The organism is Pseudomonas sp. B2021 (assembly GCF_018135665.1).
GTDB classification, from domain to species: Bacteria; Pseudomonadota; Gammaproteobacteria; order Pseudomonadales; family Pseudomonadaceae; genus Aquipseudomonas; species Aquipseudomonas lactis.
Genome location: NZ_SMOF01000001.1, coordinates 4552970 through 4564888, shown reverse-complemented (window position 1 = coordinate 4564888; position 11919 = coordinate 4552970). Strand labels below are relative to the sequence as shown.

The following is an 11919-nucleotide window of genomic DNA, read 5'->3' as shown; positions in this document are numbered from 1 at the left end:
CACTCTCAGTACAGCGGCATGTCAGGTTCGACGTCGCGAACCCAATGTTTCATGCCACCCTGCAGGACTTTGGTGTTGGCAAAGCCGGCTGCCAACAGGGTGCTGGCGGCTTGCTCGGCACGGGCGCCTGCGTAGCAGATCAGGTAGTGGGTGTTGTCGCGGCTCAGGCTGGCGAGCTGCCCATCCAGTTCTGCCAGCGGGATATGCACCACGCCCGGTAATTTGCACACTTCCAGTTCGCTGGCGTCACGCACGTCCAGCAATACATCGGCGCTGCTAGGGTGTTCGAGCACTTGCTTGAGCACCTGGGGCTTGATGTAGCGTTCCGCGGCCAGGGAGGGCTGGCTCGGTAAGGCATCGGCGCAGGTGGCCGGCGCGACGGTTTCGCTGTGGCGCAGGTCTGAACAGCAGGGGCAGTCGGCGCGGCGCTTGAAGCGGATCTCGCTGAACTTCATCGCCAGTGCGTCGAAGCGCATCAAGCGGCCGGACAAGGGTTCGCCAATGCCGATCAGCAATTTGATCGCCTCGGTGGCCTGGATCATGCCGACCACGCCCGGTAACACGCCGATCACACCGCCCGCGCTGCAATTGGGCGCCAGCTCAGCGGGCGGGGCCTTGGGGAACAGGCAGCGATAGCACGGCCCACCTTTATAGTTGAGCACGCTGATCTGCCCGTCGAAACGGTAGATGGCGCCGTACACCAAAGGTTTGCCCAACTGCACACAGGCGTCGTTGACCAGGTAGCGGGTGTCGAAATTGTCGGTGCCGTCGATCACCAGGTCATAGGCACCCACCAGTTCCAGGGCGTTGTCAGTGTCGAGCGCGGTGTTGTGCGCATTGATCTGGATATAGGGGTTGAGGTCCAGCAGGCGCTGCTTGGCGGACTCGACCTTGGGCATGCCCAGGGTGCTGTTGCCATGCACAATCTGGCGTTGCAGGTTGCTGCTTTCCACCACGTCAAAGTCCACCAGGCCCAGGGTGCCGATGCCGGCCGCCGCCAGGTACAGGCTGATGGGCGAGCCCAGGCCGCCGGTACCGATGACCAGCACCTTGGCTTTCTTCAGGTTCAATTGGCCCTCGCGGCCGACGCCCGGCAGGGTGATGTGGCGCACATAGCGCTGCACTTCTTCGTTGCTCAGGGTGTCGATGTCCATGCCGCCGGAGGTGGCGAGCAATACTTCGATCCGGGCTTTTGCTGGCAGGGGTTCATCGGCGTCTATCAGCGCCTCCTCGGCGGTAAACAGGAAGTGTTCCTTGAGCTGGTCGTTCTTTTCATGGAACAGGTGCTGACGCAATTGGGGGTGATGGGTGCAGAGATTTTCAATGACTTCGCGCAATGTCGATCCGGCGCCCTCAAGGGTCGATTCCGGCAGCTTGGCCACGCGAACCAGAATGTCGGGGAAAGAGACAGCGTTCATGGACAACTCCGTGTGCAGGTCGTTGAAAGGTTGAAGGGAGAAATGCTTGCCATCCCAGGCAAACAGCTTGGAGCCCAGGGCCTGGCCCTGACGAACATCCACCACCAGGTAACTGACGGGGAAGATCGGCTCGCCCAGGAACAGTGCCTTGTCCTGGTCTTCGTCACTGAAATAGGCGCCCACATCCGGGTGTGAGTGGTAGATCACCACCACCGGGTTGTCGCTGCGAAACGCCTTGTTCATCAGCAGGGTGTCGGCCACCGAAAAGGTGTAGCCGTTGGCCGCGCTGCGTGGGTACATCTGGGGGTTCTTGCGGTGCAGCTCATTCTGGATATTGCTGCCCAGGTACACGCTGCCGTCGGCGAAGACAAAACCACAGCATTCCTCGGGGTAGCTGCGGCTGGCGTGGGCGTAGATCTGTTCCAGGGCGGTGGGGCGGAGGACGTCCATGTTTCTCTCGCGTTGGTTGAGGGTCACTTTTTCTTGGCCATGAGTTTTTCGATGGGCAACTTGGTGATCGCAAAGCCGGCCAGCAGGATCGCCGAATACAGCATCAGGTCGCGGGAAATTTCCACGCCTTCGTACCAGGCACCGATGATGACCGCGAACACCGGGAAGATGATGAAGACGAATGACAGGATGATCGGGCTCAGGCGCTTGAGCAGCATGAAATACACAATGAACCCGCCCACCGAGGCCACCAGGCCCAAGTAGAACAGCGCGCTCCAGGAACGCAGGGTGATGGCGTCGAACGTCGGCGTTTCAAACCACAGGCCGGCCAGGAACAGCATCAGCCCGGCAATGCCGATGGGCAGGGTGTTGTAGGTGATGACGCTGATGGCGCTGCCTTTTTGCTTGGTAATGACATAGCACAAGGCGTGCATGATCGCGGCGCTCAGAATGGCCAGCACCCCGAGGAACTCGGCGTGGTCCAGGTGCAGGCCCTGGCTCCTGATGATCATGTAGAGGCTGCCGAAACCGATGCCGATGCCGACCACCTGGGAGAAATAGATGCGCTCGCGCAGGAACAGCGCGGAGAAGATCAGGATGAACACCGGCATGCAGCTGAACAGCAGGGCGGTGAGGCCCGACGACACATGCATTTCGCCGTAATTGAGCAAATAGTAGGGAACGCTGAAGTAGGACAGGGTCACGAATACGAAGAACCAGCGGCTTTCCCGGGGAAACAGGATCGGCTCACGGCGCACCATGGCAAAACACAGGAACAGCGGAAACGCGATGAGAAAGCGCAGGCCGGCGGATGTCAGCGGCGGCACGCTCTCGACGGCGATCTTGATGCCCAGCCAAGTAGTGCCCCAGCTCAGGCAAACGATCAGGAACATCACGCTGGTCACCAGCCCGGCGAGCCACTGTTTTTGCGTTTTTGTTTTTGCAGTGTTTTCGAGAACGGCGGACATTGGCATCGTTTATTGCTTCCCTGAGCCGGAATTGAACTCTATATTGAACTTGTAATGAGTTATGTTTATCGGCGATTGAACCCGTAAAAGCACACTATTAGGGCGAAAGATGGCTGTCAAAACAAATATTGACATGGTGTCAATTATGCGTGAGGGCTTGTCCAACGGGCAGGGCGTGAAGTACAAGCGCCTGTCCGATGTGATGGAACGGGGCATCCTTGAAGGCTTGATTGAACCGGGACGAAAACTGCCGCCCCATCGGGTGCTTTCCGACAATTTAGGCGTGACCATCGGCACCATCAGCCGGGCCTACGGTGAACTGGAGCGCCTGGGCCTGGTGGTTGCACGGGTCGGTGACGGCACCTTCGTGCGCAAGCGTGGGATGGAGCGCCAGCGTGATGAGGGCTTTCGCAATTTCAGCGAGGAGCCGCGCCAGTACTTCGACATGAGCCGCAACATGCACATTCCCGGGCAAGAGACGGTGTTTCTCGCCCAGAGCTTTCAAACCCTGTCGACCAACGCCAAGTTCCTCCAGGACATCAGCGCCTACACCCCGGACGCCGGCCTGCCGCGTTACCGTGAAGCGGGCGCGCAATGGCTGGTGCAGCGCGAGTTTCATCCGATTCCCGAGCAGGTCATCTGCGTCAACGGCGGCCAGCACGGCTTGCTGTGCGCCATGATGGCCCTGCTGCGCGCTGGCGATACGGTGGTCACCGAGCAATTGACTTACCCCGGGCTGATTACCGCTGCGCGCATGCTGGGGGTGCGGCTGATCGGCCTGGAGATGGACGAGGAGGGTGTGCTGCCCACGGCGCTGGATGAGGTCTGTCGTAATCACCGGATTTCGGCGTTGTATTGCACGCCGACTATCCAGAATCCGACCACCGCCGTGTTATCGGTTGCGCGCCGCGAAGCCTTGGCCAGGGTGTGTCGCGAACATAACCTGCTGATTCTGGAGGACGAAGCCCACGGTGTGCTGGTGGAGGACCGTCCGCCGCCCCTCAGCTATTTCGCGCCTGAACGTACGATCTTGATCAGCAGCCTGAGTAAGGCGGTGTCAGCCGGTTTGCGGGTGGGCTACGTGCATGCGCCACCTGCGCTGGTCAGCCGCATCTCGGCGGCGATCCGTTCGACCTGCTGGATGGCCACACCTGTGACCTTGGAACTGGCGACCCAGTGGATCGAAAACGGCACGGCGGAATATTTGTTGCGTCAGCAGATCAACGAGATCAGCCGGCGCAAGACGTTGGTCGAAGATCTATTGACCGGCCTGGCTTATCGCACCCACTTCAACAGCCCGCACTTCTGGATCGAAGTGCCGGAGCCCTGGCGGGCCTCGGAAATCGAGGCGGAGCTCAAGCAGAACAATTACCTGATCGCCACCGCCGAGGCGTTTGCCGTGGGGCAGACGGCGGTGCCGCAGTTTATTCGGGCGAGTATCTGCAACACGTCGGGCGATGATCAGTTACTGCGCGAGGGCTTTGATGCGCTGGCGACGGCGTTGGGGCAGGGAGGCGGGCGGTTTCATCTGTAAATCCGCGTTACCGTTGCTCGTTCCCACGCTCTGCGTGGGAATGCATCTTGCGACGCTCCGCGTCGCTATTGCGGGACGCGGAGCGTCCCAGGCGGCGTTCCCACGCAGAGCGTGGGAACGATCAGATCAGGCGACAGAGATCACTTGAAGCGCCGCTCCACACCCTTCTCCACCAAAATCTTCGCCGAAATCTCTTCCACCGAAAAATGCGTGGAATTGATGTGCGCAATATTCTCGCGGCGGAACAGATTTTCTACTTCACGCACTTCAAATTCACACTGGGCATAGCTGGAGTAGCGGCTGTTGGGCTTGCGTTCGTTGCGGATGGCGGTCAGCCGGTCCGGGTCGATGGTCAGGCCGAACAGCTTGTGTGAATGCGCGCGCAAAGCGGCGGGCAGGGTCAGGTGTTCCATGTCATCTTCGGTCAGCGGGTAGTTGGCCGCACGAATACCGAACTGCATGGCCATGTACAGGCAGGTCGGGGTCTTGCCGCAACGCGATACGCCCACCAGGATCAGGTCGGCCTTGTCGTAGTAGTGGGTGCGGGCGCCGTCGTCGTTGTCGAGGGCGAAGTTCACCGCCTCGATACGCTCCATATAGTTGGAGTTATGCCCGATGGAGTGGGACTTTCCGACGGAATAGGACGAATGTTCACTCAACTCCTGTTCCAGCGGCGCCAGGAAGGTAGAGAAAATGTCGATCATGAAACCATTCGACGTTGCGAGAATCTCACGAATGTCTTGATTGACGATGGTGTCGAAAATGATCGGGCGAAAACCGTCTTTTTCAGCCGCCAGATTGATTTGTTGTACCATGGCCCGCGCTTTATCCACGCTGTCTATATAAGGCCGGGTGAATTTGGCAAAGGTAATGTTTTCGAACTGCGCGAGCAGGCTCTGACCCAATGTTTCGGCTGTAATGCCGGTGCCGTCGGAAATAAAGAAAGCAGATCGTTTCATTTGAGCCCTGGGCCTTAAGCTGATGGCGAATCTTGGATATGATAGGCGCGATTTTGCCGTCCCGCAGTGGGCCGCATTCTCACTTATTTTCCAGGTCCAGGCCACAAGCGCTGGCGTTAGCTCCTACTGAGCAACCCGCGTCCTGAGCTTTTCCAACACAGAAAGTGGAGAGATCACCTTGGTAGAGTACGTAGTTTCCCTCGATAAGCTCGGCGTCCATGATGTAGAGCATGTGGGGGGCAAGAACGCATCCCTCGGCGAGATGATCAGTAATCTTGCAGGCGCTGGTGTCTCGGTGCCCGGTGGTTTCGCCACCACGGCCCAGGCTTACCGCGACTTCCTCGAGCTGAGCGGCCTCAACGCCCAGATCCACGCCGCGCTGGACGCCCTGGACGTCGATGACGTCAACGCCCTGGCCAAGACCGGCGCCCAGATCCGCCAGTGGATCATGGAAGCCGAGTTCCCCGAGAAGCTCAACGAAGAAATTCGCACCGCCTTCGCCACCCTGTCGGCCGGTAACCCGGACATGGCTGTTGCCGTGCGTTCCTCTGCTACCGCCGAAGACTTGCCGGACGCCTCCTTTGCGGGCCAGCAGGAAACCTTCCTCAACATTCGCGGCGTCGAAAACGTGATCCGCGCGGCCAAGGAAGTGTTTGCCTCCCTCTTTAACGACCGTGCGATTTCCTACCGCGTACACCAGGGTTTCGACCACAAGCTGGTGGCCCTGTCTGCCGGCGTGCAGCGCATGGTACGTTCGGAAACCGGCACGGCCGGCGTGATGTTCACCCTCGATACCGAATCCGGTTTCCGTGACGTGGTGTTTATCACCGGCGCCTACGGCCTGGGCGAAACCGTCGTACAGGGCGCGGTCAACCCCGACGAATTCTACGTACACAAGGGCACCCTCGAAGCGGGTCGCCCGGCCATCCTGCGCCGTAACCTGGGCAGCAAGGCCATCAAGATGATCTACGGCGACGAGGCCAAGGCCGGTCGCTCGGTTAAAACCGTTGACGTCGACAAGGCCGAGCGCGCGCGTTTCTGCCTCACCGACGCTGAAGTCAGCGAGTTGGCCAAACAAGCGATGATCATCGAAAAGCACTACAAGTGCCCGATGGACATCGAGTGGGCCAAGGACGGTGACGACGGCAAGCTGTACATCGTGCAGGCACGCCCCGAGACCGTGAAGAGCCGTACTTCGGCCAACGTCATGGAACGCTACCTGCTCAAGGAAACCGGCACCGTGCTGGTGGAAGGCCGTGCCATTGGCCAGCGCATTGGCGCAGGCAAGGTGCGGATCATCAAGGACGTGTCCGAGATGGACAAGGTCCAGCCGGGTGACGTACTGGTTTCCGACATGACCGACCCGGACTGGGAACCGGTGATGAAGCGCGCCAGTGCCATTGTCACCAACCGTGGCGGGCGTACCTGCCACGCGGCGATCATCGCCCGTGAACTGGGGATTCCGGCCGTCGTGGGTTGCGGCAACGCCACCCAACTGCTCAAGGATGGCCAGGGCGTGACCGTGTCCTGCGCCGAAGGCGATACCGGCTTTATCTTCGAAGGTGAGCTGGGCTTCGATATCAAGCAAAACTCCATCGACGCCATGCCCGACCTGCCGTTCAAGATCATGATGAACGTCGGCAACCCGGACCGCGCCTTTGATTTCGCGCAGTTGCCGAATGCCGGTGTGGGCCTGGCCCGCCTGGAATTCATCATCAACCGCATGATCGGCGTGCACCCCAAGGCACTGCTGAACTATGACGGCCTGCCACTGGACATCAAGGAAAGCGTCGACAAGCGCATCGCCGGCTACAACGACCCGGTAGGTTTCTACGTCGAGAAACTGGTTGAAGGCATCAGCACCCTGGCTGCGGCGTTCTACCCGAAAAAGGTCATCGTGCGTCTGTCGGACTTCAAGTCCAATGAATACGCGAACCTGATCGGCGGCAAGCTCTACGAGCCAGAGGAAGAAAACCCGATGCTGGGCTTCCGCGGTGCCTCGCGTTACATCAGCGAAGCCTTCCGTGACTGCTTCGAGCTTGAATGCCGTGCGCTCAAGCGCGTGCGCAACGAGATGGGCCTGACCAACGTCGAGATCATGGTGCCGTTCGTGCGCACCCTGGGCGAAGCGAGCCAAGTGGTGGACCTGCTGGCCGAAAACGGCCTGACCCGTGGCGAGAACGGCCTGCGCGTGATCATGATGTGCGAATTGCCGTCCAACGCCATCCTGGCTGAAGAGTTCCTGGAGTTCTTCGACGGTTTCTCCATCGGCTCCAACGACCTGACCCAGTTGACCCTGGGCCTGGACCGCGACTCGGGGATCATCGCCCACCTGTTCGACGAGCGTAACCCGGCGGTCAAGAAGCTGTTGGCCAACGCCATCCAGGCCTGTAACAAGGCGGGCAAGTACATCGGTATCTGCGGCCAAGGCCCTTCGGACCACCCTGACCTGGCCAAATGGCTGATGGAACAGGGAATCGAGAGCGTTTCGCTGAACCCCGATTCCGTGCTGGAAACCTGGTTCTTCCTGGCTGAAGGCCAAGCGTCCGCCTAAGATCGCCTGGTCAAAAGTGCCGGTCACTCGTTGCGGGTGACCGGCATTCTTATCTGTACAGGGCGGGAATCCTTGCGGACGCCGCCCTTTTTTGTGCAAGAGCATTATGCAAAGCAGCAGCAATCTATTTCCTGTCGCCCTGATCAGCGCTGAACGTCGTGGCGACCTGAGTGAAGATGTCTATCGGCTCAAACCCGGTAACAGCCCGGACGGCACCGTCGAGTTGGCGGTGACCCGTTTGGGCCTGGCCGATGTCCCGGAAAACCGGGGCACGCCGATTATTTTATTGCATGGCAGCTTTTCCAACCGGCGCTTCTGGTACTCGCCCAAGGGCATCGGCCTGGGGGCATACCTGGCGCGTCGCGGATTTGATGTGTGGATCCCGGAAATGCGCGGCCATGGCTTGTCCAAGCGCAATCACGACTACGCCAGAAACCATGTCGCCGATTACGCACGCTACGATTTGCCGGCTGTGGGGGCGTTTGTGTCTGAGCAAAGCGGGCAGGTTCCGCACTGGCTCGGGCATTCCCTCGGCGCCACCACCTTGGCTGCGGCCTTGGGCGGGCAGCACTTGGATGCATCTGCGGTGGCATCGGTGGCGTTGTTCGGCTGCCAGGTCAGTCGTACCCATTGGCCGTTGAAAATCCCACCGGTGCAGTGGGGTGGGCGCTTTATTCTCAAGCGCCTTGGCCACCTGTCCGGCCCGCGCTTCAAGCGTGGGCCCGAGGACGAACCGGCTGGCGTGATGATCGAAGCGATGCGTTGGAACGGCCTGTTCGGCCGGTTTGGCGATGCCGAGCATGACTGGTGGAAAGGCTTGGCGCAGGTCGATGTGCCGCTGTTGGCGGTGAGCGCAGCGGGCGACCGACAAGACCCGGACTGGGCCTGCCGCAAGCTCTTCGAGCAAGTGGGCAGCGAGCATCGCCAGTACCTGTGCCTGGGGCGTCAGCAAGGTTTCAGCGAGGATTTCGGCCATGTGCAGATGCTGGTCAGCAAAGCCGCCCAGGCCCAAGTGTGGCCTTTGGTCGAGCGTTGGTTGAACGACCCGCTGACACCTTTATTCGGCACGCAGCCCGAGGTGGCTGCAACGGTTTGACGAAACGCTCTGCCAGGGGCGTTTCACTCTTGAAGGGTTGCGGCTAAGATATGACGCGCCAGGCGCTTCTGGTCATATTCAGTCGCGTAACGTGTATTGCGTTGCGCTGATCGGGGTTTGATCATGGCCGCCGCCAACGAGCAGGCACTTAAAGAATGCCTGTCGCGAGGCGTTTTCTTGATGTACACCGTGGATGTTCGACCTCTTCTTTGATGACAGGAGTTTCTCGATGAACCATTACGTGACCCCCGACCTGTGTGACGCCTACCCGGAGCTGGTGCAGGTAGTGGAGCCGATGTTCAGCAACTTCGGTGGCCGAGACTCCTTTGGCGGCGAGATAGTCACCCTCAAATGCTTCGAGGATAACTCCCTGGTCAAGGCGCAGGCTGACCTGCCGGGCGCTGGTAAAGTGCTGGTGGTCGACGGTGGCGGTTCCCTGCGCTGCGCGCTGCTGGGTGACATGATTGCCGAGAAAGCCGCGAAAAACGGTTGGGAAGGGCTGGTCATCTACGGGTGTATCCGTGACGTCGACGTCATTGCCCAGACCGACCTGGGCGTGCAGGCCCTGGCCTCGCATCCGAAAAAAACCGACAAGCGCGGCCTTGGCGACCTGAACGTGGCGGTGACATTCGGGGGCGTGACGTTCCGCCCCGGTGAGTACATTTACGCCGACAACAACGGGGTGATCGTGTCACCCAGCCCGCTGAAAATGCCTGAATAAACTGCCGCAACCGATCGGGGTGAGGATGTTCGAAGAAGAAAACGCGCAATGGGGGCTGGTGCATGCCCTGGTGCTGGACGGTAAAGGCGGTGCGCGTTCGATTGCCCGGACTGAGCTCGACGATCTGCAGTTGCAGCCCCAGGAAAGCCTGTGGCTGCACTGGGATCGCAGCCATCCTCAAACCCAGACCTGGCTGCGTAAATCCAGCGGCCTGAGCGAGTTTGCCTGTGACCTGCTGCTGGAGGAGAACACTCGCCCACGCCTGTTGCCGCTGCCGGACGCCGAATTGCTGCTGTTTCTGCGCGGGATCAATCTCAACCCAGGCGCGGAGCCGGAAGACATGGTGTCGGTGCGCATTTTCGCTGCCGCCAACCGAGTGATTTCCCTGCGTTTGCGCCCCTTGCGCGCTACCGATGAGTTGCTGGTGCAACTGGCAGACGGCAAAGGCCCCAAGACGGCGTCTGAACTCATCCTTTATATGGCTCAGTACCTGACCAACAAAGTGCAGGATCTGGTCGCCGGCTTGTCTGAAATCGTCGATTCCGAGGAAGAAAAACTCGATGCCGACGAACGGTATACTCCGGAGCACGGCAGCGTTCTGCAGATCCGTCGAAGAGCCGCCGGACTCAAGCGCTTCCTGGCCCCCCAGCGGGATATTTTCGCCCAGCTGACACGAATCAAATTGGCGTGGTTCTGCGACGACGATGCCGACTATTGGAACGAACTGCACAACAGTCTGACCCGTTACCTGGAAGAGCTGGAATTGGCCAGAGAGCGCGTGGGGCTTGTGCTTGAGGCCGAAGACCGGCGTTTGAGCCTGCGCATGAACCGCACCATGTACCGCTTCGGGATCATCACCGGGATCTTCTTGCCGATGAGTTTTCTCACCGGTCTGCTCGGTATAAATGTGGGCGGCATTCCGTTCTCTGCCAGTCCTTATGGATTCATGATTGCGTGCCTGTTGATGGTGTCTGTGGCATTGGGGCAATGGTGGTTATTTCGACGATTGCGCTGGGTTTGACCTGAATATGACCTGAACGTAAGAAAGGGCCGATGTGACCCGATGAATTTTACCCTCGTCTTTTAAATCACTTGCGAGAGGTCTCTATGCACGATCCGTTCGAACAGTCTTTGCGTGACATGCTCAATGCTTCGCCATCCAACCGTGATGACGATGCTTGCCTGGGCCGCGTACTGAAAACCGCCAACCGTCAGGTAGGGGCGGGTGACCTGTTCGGTCTGCTCGGGCGTTGGGTGCCGGCATTGATGATGGCCCTGAACAACGGTTCGGCCCATGTGTCACCGGTTTCCCGTCGTAAACCTCTTGCTAGCACTGCTGATAAGGCTGATTGAATATGGAACTTGATCTCTGGACCCAGAGCCTGGTCACCGCGATGACCGCATTGTGGACCAAGGTGGCGAATTTCATTCCCAACCTGTTTGGTGCCCTGGTCCTGGTATTGCTGGGTTTTGTCGTGGCCAAGCTGCTCGATACCCTGCTGTCCAAATTGCTCGCCAAACTGGGGCTCGATCGCCTGATGGCTGGCACTGGCCTGACCAAATTGCTCGGCCGCGCGGGGTTGCAAGTACCGATTTCGACTCTGATCGGCAAGATCGTCTATTGGTTCGTTCTACTTATTTTTCTGGTTTCTGCAGCGCAGTCCCTTGGACTTGAGCGAGTTTCAGCTACGCTCGACATGCTGGCACTGTATTTGCCGAAAGTTTTCGGCGGCGCGCTGGTGCTGCTGGTGGGGGTTTTACTCGCGCAACTGGCCAACGGGCTGGTGCGCGGGGCCGCCGAAGGCGTGGGGTTGGACTACGCAGCGGGCCTGGGACGAATTGCCCAGGGGCTGGTGATCATCATCAGTATTTCCGTCGCGATCAGCCAGCTGGAGGTCAAAACTGACCTGCTCAACCACGTGATTGTGATTGTTTTGATTACCGTTGGTCTGGCAGTTGCGCTGGCCATGGGGTTGGGAAGCCGGGAAATTGCCGGTCAGATTCTTGCGGGAATCTATGTGCGTGAGCTGTATCAAGTTGGGCAACAGGTGCGTGTGGGCGAGGTCGAAGGGCAAATCGAGGAGATCGGCACAGTCAAGACGACCGTGCTGACCGATGACGGGGAACTGGTGTCGCTGTCCAACCGGATTCTCCTGGAGCAGCAGGTCAGTAGCCGCTAATCCGGCAAATCCTGCTAATGTACGCCGCCGCAAACCCGG

Annotated in this window: 10 protein-coding genes; 7 read left to right on the top strand and 3 right to left on the bottom strand. The window is 59.5% G+C overall.

Annotation, left to right across the window (positions count from 1 at the left end; genetic code table 11):
* Positions 1-5 precede the first annotated feature (5 nt).
* Together moeB and E1K68_RS20400 are read right to left on the bottom strand one after the other, a co-directional pair.
* The gene (moeB, locus tag E1K68_RS20405; RefSeq protein ID WP_212614586.1) at positions 6-1868 is read right to left on the bottom strand and encodes a molybdopterin-synthase adenylyltransferase MoeB; all 1863 of its coding nucleotides are present in this window, start codon (positions 1866-1868) and stop codon (positions 6-8) included.
* Positions 1869-1891: 23 nt separating this feature from the next.
* Positions 1892-2836, bottom strand: a complete 945-nt coding sequence (locus tag E1K68_RS20400; RefSeq protein ID WP_032900824.1) for an EamA family transporter — start codon at positions 2834-2836, stop codon at positions 1892-1894.
* A 109-nt stretch (positions 2837-2945) separates the two neighbouring features.
* On the opposite strand from E1K68_RS20400, the gene E1K68_RS20395 reads away from it, so the two are divergent.
* On the top strand, positions 2946-4370 hold the full coding sequence (locus E1K68_RS20395) for a PLP-dependent aminotransferase family protein (RefSeq protein ID WP_120248454.1): 1425 nt from the start codon (positions 2946-2948) through the stop codon (positions 4368-4370).
* Positions 4371-4510: 140 nt separating this feature from the next.
* Here the strand turns inward: E1K68_RS20395 and E1K68_RS20390 are convergent, their stop codons facing one another.
* Positions 4511-5329: a pyruvate, water dikinase regulatory protein gene (locus E1K68_RS20390; protein WP_003193298.1), complete on the bottom strand. Its 819-nt coding sequence runs from the start codon at positions 5327-5329 to the stop codon at positions 4511-4513.
* Between the two features lie 178 nt (positions 5330-5507).
* Between E1K68_RS20390 and ppsA the strand changes: the two genes are divergently transcribed.
* The 6 genes from ppsA to E1K68_RS20360 all read left to right on the top strand — a co-directional run bounded on the left by ppsA (position 5508) and on the right by E1K68_RS20360 (position 11880).
* Positions 5508-7883 (top strand): phosphoenolpyruvate synthase, encoded by a 2376-nt coding sequence (gene ppsA, locus E1K68_RS20385; RefSeq protein ID WP_032895796.1) that lies wholly within the window; start codon positions 5508-5510, stop codon positions 7881-7883.
* Positions 7884-7989: 106 nt separating this feature from the next.
* Complete coding sequence (locus E1K68_RS20380) at positions 7990-8979, top strand: alpha/beta fold hydrolase (RefSeq protein ID WP_003193294.1); 990 nt, start codon at positions 7990-7992, stop codon at positions 8977-8979.
* A gap of 229 nt (positions 8980-9208) precedes the next feature.
* The gene (rraA, locus tag E1K68_RS20375) at positions 9209-9700 is read left to right on the top strand and encodes a ribonuclease E activity regulator RraA (protein WP_003193293.1); all 492 of its coding nucleotides are present in this window, start codon (positions 9209-9211) and stop codon (positions 9698-9700) included.
* Between the two features lie 25 nt (positions 9701-9725).
* Entirely contained in the window at positions 9726-10721 is a 996-nt protein-coding gene (locus E1K68_RS20370) for a zinc transporter ZntB (RefSeq protein ID WP_014719487.1), read from the top strand.
* Between the two features lie 86 nt (positions 10722-10807).
* Complete coding sequence (locus E1K68_RS20365) at positions 10808-11053, top strand: hypothetical protein (protein WP_003193290.1); 246 nt, start codon at positions 10808-10810, stop codon at positions 11051-11053.
* A 2-nt stretch (positions 11054-11055) separates the two neighbouring features.
* A complete protein-coding gene (locus E1K68_RS20360) occupies positions 11056-11880 on the top strand; it encodes a mechanosensitive ion channel domain-containing protein (protein ID WP_003193288.1) in 825 nt (274 codons plus the stop codon).
* Positions 11881-11919: the final 39 nt, after the last annotated feature.